This window comes from Bacillus thuringiensis (assembly GCF_001182785.1).
Lineage (GTDB): Bacteria > Bacillota > Bacilli > Bacillales > Bacillaceae_G > Bacillus_A > Bacillus_A thuringiensis_S.
The window spans coordinates 1,247,338-1,273,169 of record NZ_CP012099.1 but is presented as its reverse complement, the minus strand read 5'-3'; the positions used below and the strand labels follow the sequence as shown (position 1 = coordinate 1,273,169).

Here is a 25,832-nt window from a genome sequence, read left to right as displayed (position 1 = left end):
CCTCAAAAAATCGCTCAAACCATTGATACAATAGGATTCTTCATTTTCTATTTAGGTAACTTTATCCAAAAACACCCTCTTAAAACCAAGTATAAAAACACTATAAATTCCTTTTATACTCTATATTTCTCTTATTTTTTCTCCCTTCTTCTCTTAGGATAAATTAGGTAATTTTAAAGTCTATGAATTTTTTTCCATCTTTTTTCTTGCAAATTGTATGCTACGATGAATTTGTCAGTCAGACAGGCTGTCAAAAACAAATCGTGTGAAAACAAATTAAAACTTTATATAGGGGGACACACATCATGAAAAAGCGTGTTTTATTATCTGTAGCTGCTGCAACGGCTCTTACTTTAGGAGTATCTTCTCTAGATGCACAAGCTGCAACAGTACAACCATCTAACATAAAGGTTCAAAATATTCAGCATTCAAAAATGATGATGAAGCAAATGAGCCAACAAGAATTACAAGCATTCTTACAATCTATGGGAGTTGAATCATTAGCACAATGGCAACAAGGAAACTTCCAACCAAACTGCTTCATTCCTGGTCAACAACCTACTGAAAATGTTGCAACTGAGCAACCAACAGCTAAGCCAGAAACTCAAAAGCCTGCTGAGCAAAAACCAGTTGAGCAAAAGCCTGCTGAAGAAGTTCAAAAACCTGCTGAACAAAAGCCTGCTGAAAACAACAATACGCAAAAACCTGCTGAACAAAAACCAGCTGAGCAAAAGCCTGCTGAAGAAGCAAAATCTTTAAGCGAGTTCGAACAACGTGTTGTTGAATTAACAAACGCTGAGCGTGCAAAACAAGGCTTATCAGCACTAAAAATCGATACTGAATTAAGCAAAGTAGCACGTATTAAGTCTGAAGATATGCAAAAAAACAACTACTTTGATCATAACAGCCCTACATACGGATCTCCGTTTGATATGATGAAGAAATTTGGTATTTCTTATACATCTGCAGGTGAAAACATCGCTCAAGGCCAACGTACACCTGAAGAAGTAGTACAAGCTTGGATGAACAGCGCTGGACACCGTGCAAACATCTTAAATAACGGCTTCACTCACATCGGTGTTGGTTATGTAGAAAGCGGCAACTACTGGACACAACAATTTATTACAAAGTAAATAGATTAAAAGAGTCTTCTCATAATGAGAAGACTCTTTTTTAAGTTTCATAGCTTTCTATTATGTATGAATAGAAAATATATAACATAAACAGCATAGATCCACAGCTTATTATACTAAGCAATACATAAAATCCCCACTCTAATTTCAAAAACAATGAAAACAATATACTACATGCCATCACTTGAAAAATCCGTCTACTTACTAAACGAATTTTTTGTAATTTAATTGGGTCTTTTTCTTTACCTTTTATTTTCTTAAATTCTTTACTCAGCATAAAAAGAAACATACTAATCCCAATCGTTAATCCTGTTTGAAAGAATATCAAATCCCCAAAATTAATAAAGAGGATAAGCATATGAATAAACAACATAAATAACGTAATTTTCTTTATAAATCCATCTATAATACAATGCTCTCTTTCATTAAACTTAAATATATTATGTGAAATAATATACAAAAATCCATATGAAAAAATAATAAAACAAGGAATAAATGCTACAACAACTTGTTTACTCATAAACTCGTTTGGCTCACCATTTACATTCCAATGTACTGCCATACGATTTGGTAAATAGGGATAGAGGCATAGAGTAAGTAAAAGACAAGCGAAAAATATTCCAAGTACATACTTATATTTGATCAAGTAATTCTCACCTCTCTTTTCTCTTAACGGCTTCGCCTCTTTTAGAGAAATCCCTGCAAAAATCTACTTTTTTCAAATTAAAACTTATACTTTACGCATTTTCTTTTTGAAATTCTTTTATTTTATTATTTAACTTTGTAGGAAACGGCACATCAACTTCAATCGCTTCTTTCGTAATTGGATGCAAGAAATTTATCTTCATCGCATGTAATGCTTGACTGGACATATATTTTGTTTGTCCACCATATAATACATCCCCAACTAGCGGATTACCATTATGGCTCATATGAACACGGATTTGATGCGTTCTACCTGTTTCTAATTGTAACGTTACGAAAGTCGTGTTTTGCTTCTTAAAATACTTTTCTACTTTATAATATGTGATAGCTTGGTCACCTTTTGGAGAAATACGACGCCTTGTAGCATGATGGCGATCCCTTCCGATAGCAGCATCAATCGTTCCTTGTTTCTTCTTTACTTTCCCTTCAACGAGCGCTGCGTACGTCCTTTTAATTTTTCTTTCCATTAATAAACGATCCATAATTGCACCAGCAATTCTATGCTTAGCAAATACGACACCACCTGTCGTATCTTTATCTAAACGATGAATATGACGCACCTTCGTCTCTAAACCTTGCATTTGAAAATGAAAAGCAACAAGATTTGCAAGCGTCCCGGTTCCACCTTTTTCAGCAGGATGTGTGTCCATTTTCTCTGGTTTATTTACGATGAGTACGTGATCATCTTCGTATACTACATGTAATTCACCATATTCTGGATCTACACCGTACTCTTCCCCCGCAAACATATGAACTTGTAACTTATCGTTCTCTTTTAAAAGCTCATTCCATCTTCTTTGTTCCCCGTTAACCGTAACACCTTTTTCCATACGAAGCTGATGCAATAGCTTTTTCGGTATTTCCCATTCTACTTTTAATACGGATTCAATACTTATACCATTCCATTTAGCTGGAACGGTAATTTCACACCATTCGCCCTTTTTCTTTGTTTCCATACTGTTTATCACCTTATTTCTATTGATTCTCTCATTGTAACGGAAAACACACTTTGATGCACCGTCAAAAATAGAGGACAGTCTTATAATAGACTGCCCCTCAAGCTCTAAGCCTTTTCATTTCTAACAATACTTCTTCAGCTTTTTGTTCATACGATAAATCTTTAAAGAAATCCGCCAACCTTTTATAGTCATTGTAAGCATCTAATAAATCGTCCATCCTTTCTATTTTCATCACTTGTTGTTTTTGTTTCATTTTTACTGGATAACGATAACCTGATACTTCTTGTATTTTGTAATACTCATCCTCTACTTGAACGACCTTTACAAGTTCTTCCTCCTCTGCATCCATCGTATACCCGTCAAATTCTCTAAGTAGTTCATAAATGATATGAGTCCATTCATCTTTTGGATAAAATCCCTTTTCTAACCGATAACCGACAATGCGATACATATGCCCATCGTTTTCTGCAAACTGTACTGTATCATTTAACTTAAACTTAAAATAACGAAACATTGCCTTCACCTACTTGTATGTAATGTTCTTATCACATACTATTTGCAAAATGTAGGCCTTGCTATTCATAAAAAAATGCTCATCAATATGATGAGCATTTTTTTACGATGATTTTTCTCGTTTTTTTCGAAATGGTAACCACCAATTCCAGTCTCCAAATAACTTCATTAAGCTTGGAACGAGCATAAGACGAATAATTGTTGCATCAAGAAATATTGCTAATGCAACGCCAAGCCCCATCTGCTTTACTGGTAAAATATCAGTAAATGCGAATGCACCAGTTACAACAATCATTATTAAAGCAGCTGATGTAATGATTCTACTTGTTGAAACGAGCCCTTCTAACGTTGCTTGATCATTATCGCCTGTTTCTTCATAGAGCTCATGAATACGTGAAATAAGAAATACTTCATAATCCATACTAAGCCCAAATACGAGACCAAAAATGAAGATTGGTAAGACAAACAGAACCGGACTCGCTTCTAAACCGAAATGACCACCTTCAAATAACCAAACAACAATTCCAATGGTTGCACTTAAACTAAGTATATTCATAATAATTGCCTTAATTGGAATGAGTATAGATCGGAATGCAAATAATAATATAACAAAGGTCGATCCAAATATAACAGACATACCAATTACGACTTTATCTTTAATTTCATCTTCTAATTCTTGTTGAAACGTCGTCATTCCGCCTAGATAATACGTAACATCCGTTTCTTTATAGTTCTTTTTAAAGTCACGCACCCACTGTTTTGCAGTCTCTGTACGTGGTTTTGTTTTCAAAAAGACTTCTATCGTCGTCTTATTCCCTTTCGTGTATGCTTCAAATACAGGAGTTAGTTTTGCAGCTTCTGGCGACTGCAATATTCCAGCAACTTGATCTGCTTTCATTCCAATTAACCCGTCGTATAAACTTCTTACTTCATGTACTTTCTTATCATCTTTTAACTTTTGAACGACTTCTTCTATCTTTTGTAGACTTTCTTTTTCTTTCATATCTTTTTTCGTCTCTACAACTAACGTAACATCAGCGTGTGTTTTGACAGTTTTATTAAATGCTTCTTCATACTTTTCATATGCAATCCTTGTATCACTCTTTTCAGGTAAAGCTTCAACACTAGGGAACTGCAAATTAGCTGTACGTAACGGTAATAAGCAAATAACAATAAATGTTGTAACAACAACAATCATTGCAATTGGATGTTTCATCACAAATTGTGCAAATTTACGCCATGCTTTTGCCGGCGTATGTGCTACTTGATTCTTTTTTAATATTCTTTTACCTATTAACGATAATAGCGCTGGAAGAAGTGTGAGTGAGAATAAAATACTCATAATCACAACAATCATTCCGCTAATTGCGACAGATTGAATATAATCTATCTTAAAGAAAAACAAACCGGATAACCCAACAAATACGCATAATCCTGAAAATACAATTGCACGTCCTGCCGTCTGATATGTAATTGCTATCGCTTCTTTTACCGTTCGTTTAGCAACTTCCTCTCGAAAACGGTTCACAAATAATAGCGCAAAATCAATAGATAGTGCAAGTCCAATCATCGGTGCAACGTTTAACACGAAAATAGATAGCTCTTTATCCACACCGATGAAATACAATATACCCATCGTGCTAATAACACTAAGCGCCCCATTCAAAATCGGTAAAATTGATGCCAAAAGGCTACCAAACGAAAATAGTAATACAAGAAACGCAATTGGTAATCCAATCATTTCTGCTACTTTTAAATCATTTTGCGTTCTTTCATTAATCTCTTGATTAATTTTTGGAAATCCTGTAGGTGTTACTTTTAATGCTGCATTACTTTCTTTCTCAATCTCATCAGCAAATTGTAAAGTCTTTTCCATTCTTTCTTTATTTGTTTTCCCGGAAAATAAAATTGTCGCATAACCGATATCATCTTGTAACATTTCTTTATTTTGCATTGGGTGATGGAAAGATTCATAGTTCTCTTTCTCTTGAACATTCTTTACAATTTCATCTATTCGCTTTTTAAATTCCTCATGTGAAGCATCTTTATTTTTCTCAAAAACGAGTAGCAGCGTATCTTGAGATTTCTTAAAATCTTTATCTAAAATTTCTTTTGTTTTTTGATAGTCTCCTTCCGTTTGGAAACCGTCACCACCTAATACTCCCGGTAGCTTTGGAGCAAAAATCCCAAGTGCGATTGCAAGCAACAGTAACGCTACAATTACTGTATAACGAAATTGATACAAAAAAGCTCCTAACTTCCCCCACTTATCAACTTTATGAACATTTGTCTTCACACATTTTCACCTACTTTAAATAATTCAATTGTCACTTATACTGTATCATATCTTTATACAAACAAAAAACGCCTAGGAACACTATAATGATAGTTTTTCCAGGCGTTTTTTCTATCTCTCTTTATTAAGTCCCAATCTCTCAGTAAGTAAACGATGGTAGTAAATCGCGATAATTAACAAAATACCACCTACGCAATAACCAGCTAAAATATCAGTTGGGTAATGTACATTTAAAATGATTCTACTTAATCCAATCGATAAGATTACTATCCCCATCAAAATCGTTATGACACATTTCCCAGCTACGCTTTTCAAATTAGCCGCAATGATATAAGCAAGAAATCCAAATGTCATAATCGATAGCATTGCATGTCCACTAGGAAAACTATATCCAAGTGCATCTAGCGCTTCATTTAATGACGGACGTTCTCTCTTTACAATCTCTTTTATCCCTTTATTCACAAGATGTGTTATTAAAATTCCCATTGGATACACAATCATCGCAGCATAATAACGCTTCTTCCAAAAAACAAGCAAACTTATCACGAGCGTAGCGACTATCCCAATTGCTGATCCCAATTTTGTAAAGTACGAGAAAAATGTAAGGGAACTTTCCGTTTGTAGCCCTTTTACTAATCCGCGGACATATGTATCCATCACTGTAACACCACCTGCATGTACGCGCCAAGCAACAATACTAAATACAGCAAATAATAAACCGATACACATTACCTCATACTGATGTAACTTCTTCTTCAAACGATTTCCTCCTACTATGAAAAAATGCGATTTCTACTTTAGAAACCGCATTTTCTTACTTATTTACCTTTTGTTTTTAGCTCTGTCCAGTAACGATCATAGTCTTTTAACTTATCGTCTACATCAACAAGCCATTCTGTACGATCTAACTCTTCTTTCGTTAAGAAAATCATGTGATTATCACGGTATTCTTTGCTATGAAGAGGATGAGCTTTTTCATTTGGATTACTGTAACCAATTGACTCGTAGTTTTTCACACTTACTTTTTCATCAAGTAAGTAGTTCATAAACTTCTCAGCAAGCTCTTTATGTTTTGCACCTTTTGGAATTGCTAACGTATCAGCCCAAATTGTGCCACCTTCTTTTGGTACAACGTATTCTACATCTTTATTATCTTTTGCGATAAATGCTGCATCTCCAGACCAAACTGTTCCGATCCAAGCATCTTCTGTAATGAATTTTTGTTTAATGTTATCTGTATCAAATGCTAATAAGTTTGGAAGCAGTTTCTTTAAATCATCTGCTGCTGTCTTTAACTCCGCATCTTCTTTCGTGCTGTTTGAGAACCCGTGCTTCTTAAGACCCACTCCTAATACTTCACGAGAATCGTTTAGTAACGTTACATGTCCTTTATATTTCTCATTCCATAAGTCAGCCCAGCTCGTAGGTGCTTCTTTCACATACTTTTTATTGTATGCAATCCCTGTTACACCCCAAGTGTACACTAAAGAATATTTATTCTCTGGATCAAACGCAGGTGTTTTGAAATTAGAAACCATGTTCTCGATATTTGGGATATTCTTTTTATCTAATGGCGCTAATAAATCCATTTTTGCCATTGTTTTAACCATGTAATCAGATGGCTGAATTAAATCATACTTTGCGCCACCAGCTTGTAATTTCGCAAGCATTTCTTCGTTACTTGCGTACTTATCATAGTTAATTTTCACATTATATTTCTTTTCAAAATCTCTTAGCACTTGCTCATCAAAATTGTCAGCCCAGCTATAAATATTTAATTCTTCTTTCTTTTCACCACAACCAGCAAGTACACCAGCAACAAGGCTAAAGCTAATTGCTGCGCCAGCTATTCTTTTCATTAATTTCATCGGTTTATTACCTCCTCGTACTTTCTATATCGTTCGTATTATAAAGGAAGGTGTCCTCCAGAGTTTTCTTCACCATCTGCACCTTTGTTACGGAAGATTTCAGATAGAACCATTAATCCTACGATAGCAACAATTAAAATTGTAGAAAGAGCATTAATTTCTGGTGATACTCCGCGCTTAACCATACTGTAAATGTATAATGGCAATGTTGTTGATCCTGGTCCTGATACGAAGAAACTAATTACAAAATCATCAATTGATAATGTGAATGTTAATAATGCTGCTGAAATAACTCCCGGTGCAATTGCTGGGAACGTTACAAAACGAAACGTTTGCCAAGGCGTTGCTCCTAAATCATTTGCAGCTTCTTCTAAGTCACGTCCCATACTTGAAAGACGCGCAGCTAAAATAACAACAACAAACGAAATACTAAATGTAATATGTGCAATAATAATCGTTGTTTGTCCAAGTTCCATTCCTAGCTGACTGAAAAGAATTAGTAAAGATAATCCCATTAAAATATCAGGAATTAAAATTGGTAAATATACAAGGCCATTAATAGCCCCTTCGAAACGATATTTATAACGATGTAAAGCAATCGCAAAGAATACACCAAGTACCGTTGTCACAATCGTTGTTATAACTGCAATCGTAATACTATTTACAAATGCATCAATAACATCTTGTTTTTGAAATAAATCTGTATACCAATGGAATGTAAAACCTTCCCACTCCGCATTAATGCGAGAGTCGTTGAAAGAATAGACCATTAAAACCATCATTGGAAAATACAAGAATAACAAAATTAACCAAGAATAAGAAACTAAAAACTTCTTCATCTTTGCCTATTCCCCTCCGTTCTCATTATATTTATATACTTTCGTTGCACGATAATATAAGTAAATTAACAGAACAGAGAATAGAACAACGATAATCGATAACGCAGATCCAAACGGCCAGTCACGTGCACCTAAGAATTGGTTTTGAATAACGTTTCCGATTAATGCTACTTTCGATCCGCCCATCACGTCTGATACAACAAACATCCCGATAGAAGAAACGAATACTAAGATAGAACCAGTCGCAATTCCTGACATTGTCATCGGCACTGTTATATTCCAAAATGCCTTTATTGGTGTTGCTCCTAAATCATAAGCCGCTTCTAGCTTACGCTTATCCAGCTGCTCAATTGCTGCATACACTGGTAAAATCATAAATGGTAATAAAGAATAGACCATTCCGAGTATTACAGAAGGCGTATTATATAATAAATTTAACGGTTCACTAATAATGCCGAGTTTTAATAACAACGTATTCACAAGACCTTGTGAACGTAAAATAACAATCCATGCGTATGAACGAACAAGAAAGTTAATCCAAAACGGGATCGTTGCCAATAATAAAAGAATAGAACGATATTTGCGGTCAACAATTGTAATTGTATACGCAAATGGATAACCAATTAATAAACATATTACTGTCGTAATAACTGCAATCTTAACAGTTTCCCATAACGTTCCTAAGTACAATGGATCAAACACACGGGATATATTCTCCAGCGTAAATTGCATTTCTACTGTCCCGTAAGCTCCGCGCTGCATGAAGGCGAATCCTAATACGAATACGAGCGGGATTAGGAAGAAAATTAACAGCCACGCGACTGTAGGTAGTGCGAGTAATTTCCCTTTTTTCAATTTAAGGTCACCTCGTCCTCTTGCTCCCAGCCTACATATACATTATCTCCAATGCTCCACTGCGCTGCCTCTTCAGCAGTTTGATATGCCATTAGTAATTCTGATGTTTTCTCATCACGTACATAAAGCTTCTCCATATTTCCGACAAACTCGATATCTTCAATATGTCCAAGATGGTATTCTTTTAAAATTGGTTCTTCAACCGAACGCACTTTCACATTTTCAGGGCGAATTGCTACATAGCCTTCCCCATTTTTCACAATATTATTTTCACCGATGAATGTCGCAACGAACAATGTTTTCGGCTTATTATAAATTTCTTTCGGCGTTCCAATTTGTTCGATATGTCCTTTATTCATAACGACGATACGATCGCTCATGCTCATTGCTTCTTCTTGATCGTGCGTTACGTATATGAACGTAATTCCTAAATTACGTTGTAAGTTTTTCAATTCACGTTGCAAGTCTTTTCGTAACTTAAAGTCAAGCGCTCCAAGTGGCTCATCTAATAGTAATACACGCGGATTATTTACAATCGCTCTTGCAATTGCAACACGCTGCTGTTGTCCACCAGAAAGCTTCGCAGGTTTACGATTACGGAACTCAAGTAACTGCGTTAAACGCATTGCCTCTTCAGCACGCTCTTTCTGCTCTGCTGCTGATACTTTCTGCATTTTCATACCAAAACAAATATTCTTCTCTACTGTCATATGTGGGAATAGTGCGTAATGTTGGAACACTAGGTTCATATGACGCTTATATGGCGGCAAATCGTTAATTCTTTCATCATCTAATAAAAGATTCCCTTTAGTTGGAGTTTCAAATCCTGCGATCATACGAAGTAAAGTCGTTTTCCCGCAGCCACTCGGCCCTAAAATTGTTAAAAACTCTCCCTCTTTAATATCTAAAGAAAGAGGTGGGATAATCACTTGATTTCCAAAATGTTTTTCAACTGCTTCAACTTTAATAATCTTTTTCATTTTCCCGTCCTATCTACCTTAAATTTTAATTTTTATATTCATGAATAAATATTTATGTTCTATAGACTATTTTTTGTTTCGATCCAAACAAAAATGGTTATTTAGCAAGCGTTCGTTTCTATTCTTTATGTAGTATGTTTGATTCATTTTCGCATGATACATAACGTCGAACAGAAAAACCCCTTCCATTGCGAAGGGGCTATTATCATACGGCTACGCCTACTGATAAACACCATCATCATTTTAACAACTTTCGTATGAATTTTAAAGCACTTTTTGTAGAAGAGTAACGAATTTTCATGTCGAATGCTGTAGATTGGGCTAAAATGCTTTTATAATGTGAAAAAGTCCGAAAACTTTCTTCCCCATGATAACCCCCTAATCCACTACTTCCAACACCCCCAAAAGGTAAATATGGCGTAGCAAGATGGTAGACAACATCATTAATACAGCCTCCACCATATGAAATATTACTCGTCACTTTCTTTTGTACTTCTTTATCTTCCGAAAATACATATAACGCTAACGGCTTCGGATGTTGCTGGATTGTGCCAATTACCTCTTCTATATTGTCGTACTCTATGATTGGTAAAATCGGACCAAAAATTTCATCTTCCATAGCAGCATCTTGCCATGTAATATCCGCTAGTACTGTCGGTTCAATATGTAATGTATCTTTCTTATAGTTTCCACCAATTACGACTTGACCATCTTGTAAAAATCGACATAAGCGTTCAAAATGACGCTCACTTACAATACGCACGTAATTTTCATTTTGCAAAGGTTCTTTACTATACTGCTCTATAATTTCATGTCGCAGTGCCTCAACTAGCTTTTCTTTCACGGAAGAATGCACGTACATATAATCAGGCGCTACACATGTCTGCCCTGCATTTAAAAACTTACCCCAAACAATTCTTCTTGCTGTCACCTCTATCTTTGCATCTTTATGTACAATACAAGGACTTTTCCCGCCAAGTTCTAAAGTGAGCGGCGTCAACTGTTTCGCTGCTGCTTCCATTACAACTTTTCCAACGCCAACACTACCAGTAAAGAAAATATAATCAAACGGTTCCCTCAGCAAAGATGTACTCTCTTCAACGCCGCCTTCTACTACCGCTACAAGCTCTTCTGGGAATAATTCATCTAACATTCTCTTAAGCACTTTTGAAACGCTTGGCGTTAACTCTGACGGCTTTAAAACGATTGTATTTCCAGCTGCCAGTGCTCCTACAAGTGGTGCAATTGCTAATTGAAAAGGATAGTTCCACGGTGCAATAATAAGCGTCACACCATACGGTTCTGGCACTACTTTTCCTTTTGATCCAAAATGAGTGAGTGCCGTTCGAACTCGCTTCGGTTTACTCCACGATGACATATGTTTCAATTGAAAGGAAATTTCTTTTAATACATATCCAACTTCCGTTGTAAACGACTCGTGAACTGACTTATTTAAATCTAATTTCAACGCCTGAAATATTTCTTCTTCAAAATGCTGAATGCCTTCATAAAGTTTCTTCAAATTATTTTTTCTTATTTTGATGCTTCTCGTATGCCCTTTTAAAAAATATTCCTTTTGCCTACTTACAATAGAGGAAATACTCATTCACTCACCTTCTCCCACTATTTTTATCCAATTCTTTCATTATTTATATAGACTTCATATATAACAAATTTCTATTCTTAAAGTTACATTATATATGACTTTTTCAGCTATATAAAATTCATTGCTCACAAAAAAACTACCGAAAGAAAATCTCTCGGTAGTTTTACTGTATTAACGATATAAACGAACAGCACCTGCAGAATTATCATCAGCTTGTCCTACTACTTCAAACTTCAGACCAAGCTTCGGTAAAATACGTCCTGCATCTGGAATCTGTTGGTTAATATACGTTTTCGAATCATCAAACTTCGCTACACCCGCTAAGCCATCATACGTAAATGTTCCACGCGTTGGAGATACAACTTTCCAAGCTGGCGTTTTGTCGAATGAGAACGCAGCATCAGCGATTTGGAATCGTGTACTGCTCTTAACTGTTGGTTTACCATTTAAAGTACCAACAATTGCTTCTGGATGAGAATCAACAACACCAAGGAAACCGTGTCCTGGATGTACACCAACCCAGTTATCTGTATAAGCTGAATCTGCATACCATACAACCATACCAGTGTTAAATACTGGACCGCGAGCAAATTTCAACGCGTTATCTGCCCCAGCATAGTTTCTCCACTCAACATAGTAGTTATGTTTTTTCTTTTCTGTTCCGTTAGATACAACGAAACCATCTAATTTTAATTGTGGTGTACCTTCTGCATCATCAGAGAATACTACTTTACCATCTACTGTTAATGAAGCATTATCAAGAGCGAATCCATTTAATGCTAAACCACCATCAGTAATGTAATCAAATGTTAATTTTACTTTCTTGCCTTTGAATTGACTTAAATCATATGATTTGTCAATCCATTTTCCATTTGTCGAATCTGCATTTCCACTAGTTGCTTTCTCGCCAAGTCTTTCAATTAACGTTTGTTTACCATCTTCTGTTACAGCGTGTACTTCAAGGAAATCATAACCTGCTTCAATCTCATATAATGACTTGAAATCAAATTTTGCATTCGTTGCATTCGTTGCATTCGTTAAATCGAACAACGGTGTTTCCATCTTCGTATGAAGATCGTCACCTTTTGTGCTGTAATAATATTGTTTACCAAATGCTGGCTCAATTGTTTTAACATCTTTATCTGGTAAGTTAACACGGATCATACCTGGTCGATCTGATTTCGTAACACTTTGATCCAAATATGTCGCTAGACCGATACCTTTATTTAATTTCTCGTAATCTACTTCTACGATATTTGCCCAGTTACCACCAATTGTTTTTTGGAAAAACTCTTTATTTTGTGGTGAGAAACTCGTTGGCGTCGTTCCTGCGATTTTACCAGCCCAGCTTCCGCCACTCATAATAGACCAAGCTTCAATCGGCTCACCTTGACCACTATATTGTGTATCGTACTCATCTGGAAGACCTAAATCGTGACCATATTCATGTGCGAATACACCAACCGCTCCATCTTCTGGTTCAATTGTGTAGTCGAATGCTGCCATCTTTCCGCCCCAATATGGAACTTTCGCTTGTGTACCTTCAATTGGGAATGGCTTTGGTCCAACTGTCCAACGGTGCGACCAAATTGCATCATCGCCTAATTTACCACCGCCTGCTTCTTGTCCAACACCCGCATGAATAATCATTAAGTGATCGATTAAACCATCTGGTTGATTTTTATTTCCATCACCATTTACATCGTATTGATCAAATTGATCGAACTCTGATAAATCAATACCACTATCTACAGCTGCTTTTAATGCATCTTTTACTAAATCACGTGGTCCTTTTGGCCCTTTATTATCATGACCTGTCGCACCATCTGCACCGTAATCAGCAGCTTTACCAGGAACTGTTAACCATTTTGTAACTGTTCCGTCTACTGTATAACTACCGCCAGATTGCTCTTCGTAATATTGTTTAAACGTTTCGATTTTGCTGCCATCCTCTAATGCGAATGGCTCATTACCGAATAACATTTTTTCATAATGTTCTTTATTAAAATCGTTAGAATACATATATCCAGGCTCTTTGTCGATATTATTATGTTTAAAGTCAGCGTACTCTACAAGTAAAACGAGTACTTTGTCTTTACGAACTTCACCGTTATAGTCTTTTTGTTTTGCTGGAGAAGTTGGCACTTTACCATTTAGTCCGCCTTTAACTGGGCCTGACGCTGCAGGTGTCCCTGTTGCTGGTTCATTTAATTTTTCTTTCGTGTCTGCTTTCGCATCTTTTACTTTCTTTAAAAAGTCGGATGCATCTTTCGTAAGCTGGTCCCCATTTGCTGCTTCTTTTCCAGGATTTTCACCCTTTTTGTTCTCTACATACTTTTCGACTGCTTTCTTTGTTTCTGTCTCTGAAGCCTTCGAATCAATTACCCCACGTTTTTTTAGCGCATCTGCTAAACGTTCTTCCGGAATTAAATGATCATCAACTGGGCTCGTAGCTGTTTTATTCACAGGCGTTTCAGCATATACAGATTGAGTGCCAGCTCCGAATGAAAGGCCTAATACAGCTGTCAAAGCGATTGATGACAAAACTTTGAACGGTTTCTTGTTCATCCCATATTTCCTCCCCTAATAAATAATATGTATTACAAATTGAATTTTATTAAAAATTCAATATTTTTTCAATATTTAGTCACATTATGTAATGTTTTTAATATATTTGTAAAAATTTCATAGTTAGCATACGAATATATCACAATTCAACAATGTTTTCTGAAAATATTGAAAGTTTTTATCGAACAATTTATAATTTCCATAGAGGGAGTTTAATGGGGATTTTATCTTTGTTTCATCTACACAATATTTGATAATTCACTATATAAAACACAAAATCCGATTGCATTATCATGTATTTTGTAGCAGCAATTATGACCGATAATTAGGGAGGAATTACATTTGTACAAAGATAAGACAGACGCACTGGATCAAGAATGGATTGATTTAATACTTGAAGCTCTAGATGCTGGTATCGCCATGCAAGACATCGAGCAATTTTTCCAACGTATGAAGCCATCCAGTCAGGCTCAATAGGTTTGTTCTTTTTAACGAAGTTTATGTTATAATAATGACATCATAAGACAACTACATATTGATAGAAAGGTGCGCAAATATGATTGGAGAACGTATAAAACGCCTTCGTTTACAAAAAGGGATTTCATTAACTGAACTTGCCGAAAAAGCTGGCGTTGCTAAATCTTACATTAGTTCTATAGAACGAAATTTACAAAAAAACCCTTCCATTCAGTTTCTTGAAAAGATCGCAGCAGTTCTACAAATTCCAGTTGATACTTTACTTCATGATGAAAAAACAAAGGAAACTAACCTAGACTCCGAATGGACACAACTCGTTAAAGATGCAATGAACTCCGGTGTCTCCAAAGAACAATTTCGTGAATTTCTTGAATTTACAAAGTGGAAGCAAAATCAAAAATAATAATAGAAAGAAGTGCGTACAACCAGCACTTCTTTTTCTTTATAAAAAAAAGCGGGGGATACCCGCCTTTTTTTATTATCTTTCTTCCCCAGCTTCTTGGTTAGCATTGAATGTCCATTCTAAATTCAATGTATCACCTTGGAAGATATTTTGGTCTTTTCCATTATCTACAAATTCAAATTGTACCCATAGATAGTCCTCTGTACCAGCTTCTAATCCACCTTTTTCTCCCCACTCAGGAGCGAAGATATCTTTAGCTAAAAGATCTGGATCAGCTTTTTGTAAGTCTGCTAAAGTTGTTTCGTATACAGGCTCACTTTGTTTATCCCAGTTCCAAAGGAATTTTACTTTAACGTGCTTACCAAAGTCTTCACCAGCATTATCACCTTTTGCATCTTTAACAGTATACTTTGTTGCTAATTTAACGTCTTTAATAGTTAAAGAACCGCTGTTTTGTAATAAGAACTCTTTCTTAACAGAATCCCCTGGTTTTAAATCTTTAATATCTACAAGCGTCTTAGGGTTTAATGTAAGATCTAACGTCCCAGCTGCAAATGTATTGTTTGATACTTCTTTATCGCTAAAGAATGCAAATGTTCCTCCACCAATTAAAGATAACCCCAATGCCGCTGATGCAACTCCCATACCTAATTTCTTTTTCAGACTCACAATCAATTCCCCCTAGCTGTTTTTTATATTTTTATCACTTATTTTTCAATAAGTGATTTAAAGAAAACTATATTAGCTTAGCTAATATGTGTTCTTTTTTAAAAACCTTATGTTCATTATAACGAACAATTCTATATAAACACAACACAAATTTATTAATATTTTCAGTTATTTTTATTTCTCAATATTATTTAGATTTTTCAGAAAATAAAACGTGATACTTTATACTAATTTATAACTTTTTTCACACTCAAATGCATTTAAAAAAGAAAAACAAAGAGGTGAGGGCTAACGTTCCCTCACACTCATATAAATATTACTAGTTTTGCTTATTCGTTCATTATCTCTTGCACCACATTCTTGTTTTCCAGCTGTTTCACTAAAGCAGTTACTCCGCTTTTTTCTGTTCTTCTGCTTTCTTCTGTTCTTCTACTTTCTTTTGTTCTTCTGCTTTCTTCTGTTCTTCTACTTTCTTTTGTTCTTCTGCTTTCTTCTGTTCTTCTACTTTCTTTTGTTCTTCTGCTTTCTTCTGCTCTTCTACTTTCTTTTGTTCTTCTGCTTTCTTCTGCTCTTCTACTTTCTTCTGTTCTTCTACTTTCTTTTGTTCTTCTGCTTTCTTCTGCTCTTCTACTTTCTTTTGTTCTTCTGCTTTCTTTTGTCCTTCCGCTTCAATTGCAACGTTTAATTGTTGCTGAAGAGACTGAATTTGCTCATCGATAGCTTTCAAGCTAATTTCTTTCTCAATATAGTCACGTTTCTCTTTGATACTGCGAAAGCCTTCATTTACATATACGGACACTTGCTGCATCGACTCATCTTTATTTACCTTTAATTCTTCTTGTATTTGATTGTAAGGAGCCTCTATTTCAGTATATACATTTTGCAGAGCTTCCTTCTCAGCAACAATTTTCTCACGCCCTTGTTGCCATACAGAAATCGCCTGTTTTATTTCTTCAATAGAAGTTGCTTTCGATTTCCCCTTCATCGTTCCATACTCACGCTCAATAAACTGTTTATGTTTCTCAGATTGCTCTTTTAACGTATTAACTGTTTTCGGAAATATAATTGCTGTAGAAAGCGTCGCTTCCACTTTCGTTTCATGAATGAACGCCGCTTCTGTATGCGTCATAATTTGAGATCCTAAATAAAACGTAATAGAACACATACACGGCAATATAAGCATCTTTTTAAAATTCCGCGGTCTTTTCAGCATCTTAATCTCCCCCATCGAACATTACGTTCTTTATACAGAACATTATCTATATTATAGTAAAGAACTATTAAAATTGATAGACAAATACTAGAAAAATAGAAAAAGGGCTATCCATGTGATAGCCCTTTTTGTTATTATCTTTCTTCACCTGCTGTTTGTTGTGCATCAAACGTCCAATTTAATTGTAACTTATCGCCTTGGAATTGATTTTGATCTTTTCCATTATCAACGAACTCAAATTTCACTTTGAATTTATCAGATTTACCTGCTGAAATACCTTTTTCATCCCAGAACCAAGCCGATAAATCATTATCTACAGCTGTAAGTGTGTCACCTTTTAATTTATCTAAAGTAGTTTGTTTCACAATTGTCTCATGCTTATCTACATTTTTTAAGAATGTTACTTTAATATGTTTACCAAAATCATCTTTATTATCTTTCTTTACATCTTCTACATTATAATCTGTTTTCAGTAGAACCTTTTTAATATCTAAAGAGCCTTTATTTTCTAGTTTAAATTCTTTTTCAATTGTATCCCCAGGTTTTAAATTCGATACGTTAACAACTGTTGATGGATTTAATGCTAAATCAAGTGTCCCAGCCGCAAATGTATTGTTTGACACTTCTTTATCACTGAAAAACGCAAATGTTCCTCCACCAACTAACGCTGCTCCTAGTACTGCTGATGTAATACCCATTCCTAATTTTTTCTTTAAAGTCATGTCCATATCCCCTTAATATATATATTTGTTAACTTCCTAAACGGAAAGTATAACCAAACGAACTAGACGGATTGTTCTACTTTTTTATCTTTCTTTTCTCCGTCAATGCTACGAATAGCCCCAAAAATAGAAATCGCGGAATAACCAAGTAAAAAGACTCCTGGAATAATAAGAAGTAATGCTGCTCCCGCTTTTGAATTCGCATAATTCAGTAAATAACCAACGTACGGAACTGTAATATCTGCATACTTTCCAACTACATTTTCTGCAAGTACTGGCTCTAAATCTGGTCCGTTGTTGTTATCCCCTTTTGTTTCATACATTACTTTTCCATTTGTATCTTTCACACCGATAATACGGTGAGTGATAATTTTTTGATCTTTCTCTTTAAAGGTAATAACATCACCTTTTTGATATTTAGAACCATCTTTGTTTGGTTCTATTGCAATGATTGATCCTGTTAAAAACGTCGGCTCCATTGATCCTGAAAGAACACTCTTAAATTGGTATCCCATCACTGTCGGATCACCACCGCTCGCTTTTGAAGAAATAACTACAAAAGCTAAAAAAACCATCAATGCAAATAAAACAAATGAGATTGCGTTGCTAATTACCTTCCAAATTAATTTCATCGTCTCTCTCCCTCTCCGTTGTTTTATATTATTTGAAGTATGCAATGTTCATTTTGTTCTTTAACAAGAACACAAGTAAATGATATAACGAACTTTAAATTATTGCAATAAGAAAATTTACAATTATTAGTTAAATGTCTCTTTAGTATAAAAAAAGACTGTGACAAAATCTCTCCACAGTCTTTTTACTACTACGTTATTTTTCTTCTGTTTTCATTCCTTTTGTATTTCGGCGTAGCACTACATATAAAATGGCTCCAAATAATACAATTGCGCCTATCCCAACACTTATTACTTTCACATTTGACTCTTTTCCCTCAGATGCAACTGTATCTTTTTTAGGCATCGCAAAAGTGACATCTTCTGTTGAAAGAACATTTACCGTCGCAATTGTTTGATTATTTTTCGTAATATCAACTGCACCAACTACCTCACCACGATGTATTCCTTTATGATACAAAGATTCTTTATCTAATGAAGCTGCCCGGAAAATAGTTTTCACATTTTTCCCTTCATCTTTCTTAAGCATAAGTTCTGCACTTTTTTCCAACTCAGAACTAACATCTTTATTTAAATATGTTGTTTTTTGATGCCAATTATGTTTATCGAGCACTGTTTGCTTCGTAAATTGACCGAAAGAATAGTCCGCCATTTGCTTCAAATCTTCATAAATTTCAGGTCTTTGAGAAGCCATTACTACATTTATAATACGATTTCCATCTTTCTCATTTAATAAAACCAGTGTATTACGCGCTTCATTCGTAAACCCCGTCTTACCACCAATACTATATGGATTTTCAAAATAAGTAGATTTATTAAAAATAGACACCGTCTGGCTAGACGTCGTAACTGTCGTTCGTTTCGTATTCATCGCTTGTAAAATTTCAGGATATTTTTGCACACCTCTCGTAATCATAGCCATATCATACGGCGTCGTATAATGGTTCGGATCATGCAATCCATTCGGTGTTACAAAGTGGCTATCTTTCGCCCCTAATTGCTTCGCTTTCTCATTCATCATATTGGCGAAATTCTCAACACTCCCGCCAATCCGCTCCGCAATCGCATACGACACATCATTCGCACTCAGCACCATTAAAATCATAAGCGCAGTATTTCTATTAATTGTCTCTCCAGGTTGAAACTCAATTTGATAATTACTCTTCTCTTGATCTAACGCTAATTGTGAAAATGTAAATTGATCCTCTGGCTTCGTATGCTCCATGAGTAAAATCGCTGTTAACACCTTCGTCGTACTAGCAGGATATGCTCGGTGATATGCGTTTTTGTCATACAAAACATCTCCTGTTTTCGCATCAATTGTCGTTGCAAACTGACTAAAAACATTCGGTCCTTCTGCAGGTGGTGGTGCAACTTGTTCTGGATTTACTCCAATATTCGTCTCAGCACGCAATGTCATAGGTGTCAACAAAAACAAACAAATAACTGTAATAAAAACCAAAATTTTCTTAAAATTTACCATATGACTCTCCCTTTTCCATTTACTCCCCTAACAAAATAATAAATCTACCAATCATATGTAATTTGTATTAAACTGGAAGAATTTTCACTATTTTTTACTATATCATATTTTTACGATAAAGAACATAAATATACAATAAAAATAAGAAGGAATTACTCTTTCTTATCCTTCTCATCAATCAACGAATCTATTAACTTTTGACTAGCTTCCTCGGGCGTAATCTCATCCGTTATCCCCATAAACGACCAACCTTTAGAATCAACCCACTCAACAAACTCTTGTAAAAATTCATCATGTGTAACATCCACATCAAGAATCGATCCATTAATCGAAATCGTTCTATTTTTAGACACGCGCATCTTGAACGTTTTTCTTACCATTACAACTTTTCTCCCTCTACTTCTGAATATTTATAAAGTGAAACTTTCATCAACCCTCACTAATCGGACTTTTACGGGCAGCCCGACTCCAACCTAACTTCTTTACTTTTGCTGAATTTCGAGGTAAGGGATCTTACTGCCCGCAAATAGCGAGATAAAATAATCATGTATCTCTGTTATACATGATTTTCAGTAAATTGTAAAAAGGATATATTGGCCAATTTAAATAGCAAAAATGAAAATCTCTTACCTAAGTAAACGTAATACGACATACAATCGCTCATAAATTATTAAATAAATCCATAAAAATATACCCTTTAAAACATAATTGAGTAAGCCATTCTAGTCTTTTGGAAGATATTATCTAAAATAGTATACTAAACGGATAAAGGATATTTGAATACAGAAACTGAGCCTTTCTATTTAGCTGGACTCTTAAGTTGTAGACTTAGAGACTGATGCCGGAATTCATATTTAATTTCTATTTCTGTACATAATATCGTAAGAAAGAAGGTAGTACTGTGAAAACAACAGAAAATTTTACTGACAGGGCCGATATATATGCAAAATATCGCCCTAGTTATCCTAATGAATATATTGAGTACTTGCTTTCAGCTAACCAACTGAAAGGGAATCGGATTGTGGCTGATATTGGTTCAGGTACAGGGATATTTAGCCGCCAGCTGCTTGAAAGTGGTTTACATGTTATTGGAGTTGAACCAAATCATGATATGAGGAAGATCGCTGAGCAATCGTTAAAACTATATTCTCGTTTTCAATCCATAAAAGCAACTGCTGAAAATACTACTTTAAAAGAAAATAGTGTAGATTTAGTAACTGTTGCCCAAGCATTTCATTGGTTTGATAAAGAGGCTTTCAAAATCGAATGCCAACGAATTTTAAAACAAAAAGCAAATGTTGCTCTTGTTTGGAATAGTAGAGATTTAACTAGTCCACTTATTAAAGAGAATGCAGAAATTTGCCAGAAAACCTGCCCAAACTTTAAAGGCTTTAGCGGTGGAATAGATGAAAATCCAGAAGTATTTAACAGCTTTTTTAAAGATGGCAAGTATGAGTTTAAAGAATATCAAAATGATTTACTTTTTGATTATGAAGGGTTTTTGGGAAGAAATTTATCAGCGTCTTATGCTCCGAAAGAAAATGACGAACAGTATAAAAACTTTGTTTTTCTCCTATCAGATCTATTCGAAAAATACAGTGAAAATGGAAAAATTATTCTCCCGAATTTAACGCGAAGCTATCTAGGCAATGTATAAACAGCCTGATACAAAGAGACTTTGATCGAAATTAAAACAAGCCTAGCCCCTTCCTGAATGTAGAACGTGGTTAGGCTTGTTTTGCATTTTACCACATCAAATTCAAATGACTTTCGTACAATAAAGTAGAATATATTAGAAAGCACCTTAAACTGAGGAGGAACTCAATGGCGCGTTGTACGTATTGTAAAACGAAATGGAAAGTAAAAGATGTATGGTCGATACTCATGACATTTGAAAAAGATTGTCCGTATTGTTTTGGGAGGCAATATCTATCAAAGAAAACAGTGAACGCTATGCCAGAACTCATAAGCTTACCTTTACACTTCTTGTTCCCTTTTCTTGTTGATTTGAGTGATGAAGGTCCTTTGGATTGGTATCGGAAATAATATAACCTCTACATCCAAAGACTACTTTCTACTAAATTCGCTTCTCATCATTATCCCTTTATACATTACTATCATAATCGCTTATACTTTCCCTTTTGAAGATCCCGTAGCTCAGCATGAAGAGCGTCCCCTGAACAAGATTTATCAATTATGACTTTAATTAACGATGATATATTGTATACTGTTAAACATAAAAAGTTAGCATTAAGTTCCAATTAAATATTAATTGAAACCCAACACTACTTGTATTCTGAATTACAGAATACAAGTAGTGTTTTTTATTATGCATTTTTGCATACAGTATGATTTTTTCTTGTAAATAGATAATAATGGTATATAATAAAATCAACGTTTTACCAATAAAAGGTAATAAAGAGTGGTGGAATAAGCAAATAACCAAAACGTATTAACAGATTTGTTCTATGTAAATCATGATACATATATGGAATCAAAACTATGAAATTTTATGTAGAGGTTAGATTACTACAAGATGAAAGATTCATAGCGAATACACTCGAGGAAAAAAGCGTTCGATTAGATTAATGTTATAAAACTACTTAATGTGATATCTATGGAACGAATTGAGAATATACTTAGGGGGAATTTCAAGTGAAAACATTTGGTAAAGTATTATTAACAGGAGCTTTAGCTTTAGGTGGTTTAACAGCTATGAACATTGATACACCGAAGGCACATGCTGACGGAGCAAGCGAGTTCTGTCGTTATATTTGTGGTCCTAGCGAAACGTTGAATGGTGTTACAGTTCAAGTACACGCTACAGAATATAGCTTTGGTCAAAACGTAATTGCAAGAATTACAAATGAACGAGCTGAAGATATTCATTACAATGTCAGCATCGAGAAAAAATATGGCGATAACTGGGGAGAATATGATACTTTCTTCCATTGGCAAAATCAATGGGTTCCAGCTGGAAGTAATGATGAAATTTCTACTTTCACAGGATATGGCGAAAACATTTCAGACAATGGAACATATCGCTATAAAGTTGAAGTTGTAAGTGCTGACGGTTCTGTAGATACAATTTACACAGCAGGAATGACAGTTACAGGACGATAGCTCATGAACGAGCTCCATTATTTATGATTGTATTTTTGAAAATATCATTGATAATCGCGGTGATATTATTATTAAAATAAGCTCTTCGGGGCTTATTTTTTATATACAAATTGGAATGATAATATCCAGAAAATTACATCTTTACACTATTAAAGTTTGTTGCTATTATAGGAATACATCAAATGTTACAATATTCAATAAATTATACAAATCCTTCGATTACACGAATGAAATGAAAACACATTGCTGATCGTAATATTTATAGTTGGGATCCCGTAGCTCAGCAGGGAGAGCGCCACCTTGACAGGGTGGAGGTCGCTGGTTCGAGGCCAGTCGGGATCATAGGAAAAACCCCTTGATATTCAAGGGGTTTTCTTTATGTAGCAAATAAATGATTATTATTAAAACTAAATTCCCCCCCTACTTCTTGTCTTCATTTTGGAGAAAAACATAAATTATATCAATCATCGCTCTGCGTTGTTCGCCAGAACTCGATTCTTTACTCTCTTTTGGGATCTTTTTAAAGTTCTCTTTGAAAAATAGCTTAATACGATAATTTATATATAAAAATTATCGTAACAACAAAAAACTACATAGATTAACTATGTAGTCTTTTTAAATATGAATAAACCAATCTTATTTTTCCCCTAACTTGATTGCCCTTTTGATATTACTAAATGCGCCTTTACCATATAATAATACGCCACCGCGGTAAACACGACTCGTTAAACCAATCATCATACATATTGTTGCGATTAGAATCGCTAATGCAAGCGCAATCTCCCATACTGGGATATTGAGGAATCCAATTCGAACGAGCATAACAATAGGAGTAAAGAAAGGTATATAACTAGTAATGGTAACAACCGTGCTACTTGGATTTGACATTCCATAAAGTGCGATATATAAAGCAGCAATTAACATAAATGTTAACGGCATAACAGCTTGAGAAGATTCCTCTATACGACTAATAATAGAGCCGAGTAGACAAGATAATGAGCCATATAATAAGAATCCTAATGTGAAGAATAGAATCCCATACACCACTAAAGTAGGAGCAATAGAATTAAAATCAATACTGTTTAAAATATCATTTTCCGAATCATTAACTGATGTTTTATACCCAACAGTTGCGACCGAACACCAAATTATGATTTGCGTAATACCTGCTGATAATGTTGAAAATAGCTTCGCATATAAATGTTTGGTAGGCGAAATACTTGAAACAACTAACTCCATGACACGAGAAGATTTCTCTGTTGCAACATCTGTAGCTAATTGTGCAGCATACAATAATATCATTAAATAATTTAGCATGATAAAGGTATTAATTAAAATCCCTACACCCTCTGTATGTTTTCCATCTTTAACCTTATCTGATATAGTTTTGGTATGAATTTCTACTGGCATTGTTAACACCTTTAATTCATCTTGTGATAGATTTAATTGCTGCGCGAAATTAGAAGATTGTATTTGAGATAAAATCGTTTGAACCTTACTAACATCTTGCTGATTTGTATCTGTCTCAGTTATATACGTAGCCTTTAGTTGCTTATTATCCAATTCCTCTACAACGATTGCATATGTATAATTACCATCTTTAACACCTGATTCTGCTTTTTGTTTATCCGTACTATGTTTAACATGTATCTTACTATCGACATTTTTAAACACTTGTTGAATTGTTGTATATAATTCTTCTTTTTCTGTAACAACGACAACTTGCTCTTCCTCGTTACCTACAAAATAGTTATAAATTTTTTCAAAATTCATCATTCCTATAATTAACATAGAAATCATGATTGTAATAACAATATATGATGTAGCTTTTACCTTAGATTTATAGTTTTGTAAAAAAATCGTCCAGAAACTATTCATGCTGTGCACCTACTTTCTCAATAAAGATGTCATTTAATGTAGGTTCTTCTACTGCGAATTTTTTAACAAAACCTAATTTCGTTATCTCTTTAAATAAAACATGCGAAACTTCTTCATATGAAATTTTAAGAGTAACTGCATTTTTACGTTTCTTCATACTTTCTACACCTTTTATTTCTTTCAAATGATCAAAGTCATGATCGCCAACGATTACAACATTCTTTTTACCAAAGTCACTTTTAATTTTGGCAATATCTCCTTGAACAACAGGTACTCCTTTGTGCATGATACAAATGTGTTGGCATAACTCTTCCACATGTTCCATACGATGTGAACTAAAAAGTATCGACGCCCCTTGTTTTTGCATATCAAGAACAGCTTCTTTTAACATTTCAACATTTACTGGATCTAAACCACTAAATGGTTCATCTAAAATTAAAAGTTCAGGCTTATGTATAATCGCTGTTATCAGCTGAATTTTTTGCTGATTCCCTTTAGAAAGTTCTCCTACCTTTTTGTTCAGATGCTCAGTAATATTAAAACGCTCCAGCCAATAGTGAAGTTCTTTTTCTGCATCTTTACTTTTCATGTTCTTTAATTTTGCAAAAAAATTAACTTGTTCTTTGACAGTCATTTTCGCATAAAGCCCACGTTCTTCGGGTAAATACCCAATCTTATCCGTTACATCATAATTTATAGGCTTACCATTCCATGAAATGGTTCCGCTTGATTTCGATAAAAGGCCAAGTATCATTCGAAATGTAGTCGTTTTACCTGCTCCATTCCCGCCCAAGAATCCAAATATTTCACCTTTTGGTATCTCGATATTCAAATTATTCACTGCAACATGCTCGTCAAATTTCTTTGTTAAATCTTTAATTAGTAAACTCATTATCCACACCCTTAATTC

At 34.7% G+C, this 25,832-nt stretch carries 25 protein-coding genes and 1 tRNA gene; 7 read left to right on the top strand and 19 right to left on the bottom strand.

The window, feature by feature from the left end; genetic code table 11:
• The first annotated feature begins 305 nt into the window (after positions 1-305).
• Positions 306-1,133, top strand: coding sequence for a CAP domain-containing protein (locus AC241_RS06575; RefSeq protein WP_050842917.1), 828 nt, complete (start codon positions 306-308; stop codon positions 1,131-1,133).
• A 40-nt stretch (positions 1,134-1,173) separates the two neighbouring features.
• Here AC241_RS06575 and AC241_RS06570 read toward each other — a convergent pair whose 3' ends face one another.
• From AC241_RS06570 to inhA1, 11 genes are all read right to left on the bottom strand, one after another.
• Positions 1,174-1,779 carry a DUF1648 domain-containing protein gene (locus AC241_RS06570; RefSeq protein ID WP_048564841.1) on the bottom strand — a complete coding sequence of 202 codons (606 nt, stop codon included), beginning with the start codon at positions 1,777-1,779 and terminating at the stop codon, positions 1,174-1,176.
• A gap of 91 nt (positions 1,780-1,870) precedes the next feature.
• Positions 1,871-2,794: an RluA family pseudouridine synthase gene (locus tag AC241_RS06565; protein ID WP_048564842.1), complete on the bottom strand. Its 924-nt coding sequence runs from the start codon at positions 2,792-2,794 to the stop codon at positions 1,871-1,873.
• A 100-nt stretch (positions 2,795-2,894) separates the two neighbouring features.
• The gene (locus AC241_RS06560) at positions 2,895-3,311 is read right to left on the bottom strand and encodes a hypothetical protein (RefSeq protein WP_000490302.1); all 417 of its coding nucleotides are present in this window, start codon (positions 3,309-3,311) and stop codon (positions 2,895-2,897) included.
• 102 nt (positions 3,312-3,413) lie between these two features.
• Positions 3,414-5,606: an MMPL family transporter gene (locus tag AC241_RS06555; protein WP_043936064.1), complete on the bottom strand. Its 2,193-nt coding sequence runs from the start codon at positions 5,604-5,606 to the stop codon at positions 3,414-3,416.
• Between the two features lie 111 nt (positions 5,607-5,717).
• A complete protein-coding gene (locus tag AC241_RS06550) occupies positions 5,718-6,365 on the bottom strand; it encodes a phosphatase PAP2 family protein (RefSeq protein WP_043936062.1) in 648 nt (215 codons plus the stop codon).
• A gap of 59 nt (positions 6,366-6,424) precedes the next feature.
• Positions 6,425-7,474, bottom strand: a complete 1,050-nt coding sequence (potD, locus tag AC241_RS06545) for a spermidine/putrescine ABC transporter substrate-binding protein PotD (protein ID WP_000772490.1) — start codon at positions 7,472-7,474, stop codon at positions 6,425-6,427.
• Positions 7,475-7,512: 38 nt separating this feature from the next.
• Positions 7,513-8,313, bottom strand: coding sequence for a spermidine/putrescine ABC transporter permease PotC (gene potC / locus AC241_RS06540; RefSeq protein ID WP_000714190.1), 801 nt, complete (start codon positions 8,311-8,313; stop codon positions 7,513-7,515).
• Positions 8,314-8,319: 6 nt separating this feature from the next.
• Positions 8,320-9,168 carry a spermidine/putrescine ABC transporter permease PotB gene (potB, locus tag AC241_RS06535; RefSeq protein WP_000715500.1) on the bottom strand — a complete coding sequence of 283 codons (849 nt, stop codon included), beginning with the start codon at positions 9,166-9,168 and terminating at the stop codon, positions 8,320-8,322.
• The gene (gene potA / locus AC241_RS06530; protein WP_000720333.1) at positions 9,165-10,148 is read right to left on the bottom strand and encodes a spermidine/putrescine ABC transporter ATP-binding protein PotA; all 984 of its coding nucleotides are present in this window, start codon (positions 10,146-10,148) and stop codon (positions 9,165-9,167) included. The genes potB and potA overlap by 4 nt, the downstream gene beginning before the upstream one ends.
• Before the next feature lie 238 nt (positions 10,149-10,386).
• Positions 10,387-11,754: an aldehyde dehydrogenase gene (locus tag AC241_RS06525; RefSeq protein WP_050842916.1), complete on the bottom strand. Its 1,368-nt coding sequence runs from the start codon at positions 11,752-11,754 to the stop codon at positions 10,387-10,389.
• 171 nt (positions 11,755-11,925) lie between these two features.
• Positions 11,926-14,322: a M6 family metalloprotease immune inhibitor InhA1 gene (gene inhA1, locus AC241_RS06520; protein WP_050842914.1), complete on the bottom strand. Its 2,397-nt coding sequence runs from the start codon at positions 14,320-14,322 to the stop codon at positions 11,926-11,928.
• 342 nt (positions 14,323-14,664) lie between these two features.
• On the opposite strand from inhA1, the gene AC241_RS06515 reads away from it, so the two are divergent.
• Positions 14,665-14,799: an anti-repressor SinI family protein gene (locus tag AC241_RS06515; RefSeq protein ID WP_000276219.1), complete on the top strand. Its 135-nt coding sequence runs from the start codon at positions 14,665-14,667 to the stop codon at positions 14,797-14,799.
• Positions 14,800-14,878: 79 nt separating this feature from the next.
• The gene (locus tag AC241_RS06510; protein ID WP_000578866.1) at positions 14,879-15,202 is read left to right on the top strand and encodes a helix-turn-helix domain-containing protein; all 324 of its coding nucleotides are present in this window, start codon (positions 14,879-14,881) and stop codon (positions 15,200-15,202) included.
• A gap of 75 nt (positions 15,203-15,277) precedes the next feature.
• Here AC241_RS06510 and calY read toward each other — a convergent pair whose 3' ends face one another.
• The 6 genes from calY to AC241_RS06480 form a co-directional block, all read right to left on the bottom strand.
• Positions 15,278-15,871 (bottom strand): biofilm matrix protein CalY, encoded by a 594-nt coding sequence (gene calY / locus AC241_RS06505; RefSeq protein WP_016082403.1) that lies wholly within the window; start codon positions 15,869-15,871, stop codon positions 15,278-15,280.
• A gap of 388 nt (positions 15,872-16,259) precedes the next feature.
• Positions 16,260-17,084 carry a DUF4047 domain-containing protein gene (locus AC241_RS06500; RefSeq protein ID WP_050842912.1) on the bottom strand — a complete coding sequence of 275 codons (825 nt, stop codon included), beginning with the start codon at positions 17,082-17,084 and terminating at the stop codon, positions 16,260-16,262.
• 134 nt (positions 17,085-17,218) lie between these two features.
• A complete protein-coding gene (locus AC241_RS06495; protein ID WP_000172852.1) occupies positions 17,219-17,806 on the bottom strand; it encodes a CalY family protein in 588 nt (195 codons plus the stop codon).
• Positions 17,807-17,868: 62 nt separating this feature from the next.
• A complete protein-coding gene (gene sipW / locus AC241_RS06490; RefSeq protein ID WP_000767802.1) occupies positions 17,869-18,438 on the bottom strand; it encodes a signal peptidase I SipW in 570 nt (189 codons plus the stop codon).
• A 196-nt stretch (positions 18,439-18,634) separates the two neighbouring features.
• A complete protein-coding gene (locus AC241_RS06485) occupies positions 18,635-19,921 on the bottom strand; it encodes a D-alanyl-D-alanine carboxypeptidase family protein (protein ID WP_050842910.1) in 1,287 nt (428 codons plus the stop codon).
• Positions 19,922-20,073: 152 nt separating this feature from the next.
• A complete protein-coding gene (locus tag AC241_RS06480) occupies positions 20,074-20,301 on the bottom strand; it encodes a hypothetical protein (RefSeq protein ID WP_000251856.1) in 228 nt (75 codons plus the stop codon).
• Between the two features lie 521 nt (positions 20,302-20,822).
• Between AC241_RS06480 and AC241_RS06475 the strand changes: the two genes are divergently transcribed.
• The 4 genes from AC241_RS06475 (at position 20,823) to AC241_RS06460 (ending at position 23,386) form a co-directional block, all read left to right on the top strand.
• Positions 20,823-21,578 (top strand): class I SAM-dependent methyltransferase, encoded by a 756-nt coding sequence (locus AC241_RS06475; protein ID WP_043936737.1) that lies wholly within the window; start codon positions 20,823-20,825, stop codon positions 21,576-21,578.
• Positions 21,579-21,745: 167 nt separating this feature from the next.
• Entirely contained in the window at positions 21,746-21,967 is a 222-nt protein-coding gene (locus AC241_RS06470; protein ID WP_043936736.1) for a hypothetical protein, read from the top strand.
• 609 nt (positions 21,968-22,576) lie between these two features.
• Positions 22,577-23,044 (top strand): hypothetical protein, encoded by a 468-nt coding sequence (locus tag AC241_RS06465; protein ID WP_016082408.1) that lies wholly within the window; start codon positions 22,577-22,579, stop codon positions 23,042-23,044.
• Positions 23,045-23,313: 269 nt separating this feature from the next.
• Positions 23,314-23,386 (top strand) — tRNA-Val (locus AC241_RS06460).
• A 294-nt stretch (positions 23,387-23,680) separates the two neighbouring features.
• On the opposite strand, the gene AC241_RS06455 is transcribed toward AC241_RS06460, so the two are convergent.
• A complete protein-coding gene (locus AC241_RS06455) occupies positions 23,681-24,922 on the bottom strand; it encodes an ABC transporter permease (protein WP_043936735.1) in 1,242 nt (413 codons plus the stop codon).
• On the bottom strand, positions 24,915-25,814 hold the full coding sequence (locus tag AC241_RS06450) for an ABC transporter ATP-binding protein (protein ID WP_043936733.1): 900 nt from the start codon (positions 25,812-25,814) through the stop codon (positions 24,915-24,917). Before AC241_RS06450 ends, AC241_RS06455 begins: the two co-directional genes overlap by 8 nt.
• Between the last annotated feature and the right edge of the window lie 18 nt (positions 25,815-25,832).

Excerpts from the sequence above, each read along its gene's own strand:
- potC (WP_000714190.1), bottom strand. The coding sequence starts at position 8,313 with ATGAAGAAGTTTTTAGTTTCTTATTCTTGGTTAATTTTGTTATTCTTG.
- AC241_RS06450 (WP_043936733.1), bottom strand. The coding sequence starts at position 25,814 with ATGAGTTTACTAATTAAAGATTTAACAAAGAAATTTGACGAGCATGTT.
- potA (WP_000720333.1), bottom strand. The coding sequence starts at position 10,148 with ATGAAAAAGATTATTAAAGTTGAAGCAGTTGAAAAACATTTTGGAAAT.
- AC241_RS06510 (WP_000578866.1), top strand. The coding sequence starts at position 14,879 with ATGATTGGAGAACGTATAAAACGCCTTCGTTTACAAAAAGGGATTTCA.
- sipW (WP_000767802.1), bottom strand. The coding sequence starts at position 18,438 with ATGAAATTAATTTGGAAGGTAATTAGCAACGCAATCTCATTTGTTTTA.
- AC241_RS06480 (WP_000251856.1), bottom strand. The coding sequence starts at position 20,301 with ATGGTAAGAAAAACGTTCAAGATGCGCGTGTCTAAAAATAGAACGATT.
- AC241_RS06485 (WP_050842910.1), bottom strand. The coding sequence starts at position 19,921 with ATGGTAAATTTTAAGAAAATTTTGGTTTTTATTACAGTTATTTGTTTG.
- AC241_RS06500 (WP_050842912.1), bottom strand. The coding sequence starts at position 17,084 with ATGCTGAAAAGACCGCGGAATTTTAAAAAGATGCTTATATTGCCGTGT.
- inhA1 (WP_050842914.1), bottom strand. The coding sequence starts at position 14,322 with ATGAACAAGAAACCGTTCAAAGTTTTGTCATCAATCGCTTTGACAGCT.
- AC241_RS06575 (WP_050842917.1), top strand. The coding sequence starts at position 306 with ATGAAAAAGCGTGTTTTATTATCTGTAGCTGCTGCAACGGCTCTTACT.
- AC241_RS06525 (WP_050842916.1), bottom strand. The coding sequence starts at position 11,754 with ATGAGTATTTCCTCTATTGTAAGTAGGCAAAAGGAATATTTTTTAAAA.
- AC241_RS06560 (WP_000490302.1), bottom strand. The coding sequence starts at position 3,311 with ATGTTTCGTTATTTTAAGTTTAAGTTAAATGATACAGTACAGTTTGCA.
- AC241_RS06455 (WP_043936735.1), bottom strand. The coding sequence starts at position 24,922 with ATGAATAGTTTCTGGACGATTTTTTTACAAAACTATAAATCTAAGGTA.
- AC241_RS06495 (WP_000172852.1), bottom strand. The coding sequence starts at position 17,806 with ATGACTTTAAAGAAAAAATTAGGAATGGGTATTACATCAGCAGTACTA.
- AC241_RS06470 (WP_043936736.1), top strand. The coding sequence starts at position 21,746 with ATGGCGCGTTGTACGTATTGTAAAACGAAATGGAAAGTAAAAGATGTA.
- AC241_RS06565 (WP_048564842.1), bottom strand. The coding sequence starts at position 2,794 with ATGGAAACAAAGAAAAAGGGCGAATGGTGTGAAATTACCGTTCCAGCT.
- potD (WP_000772490.1), bottom strand. The coding sequence starts at position 7,474 with ATGAAATTAATGAAAAGAATAGCTGGCGCAGCAATTAGCTTTAGCCTT.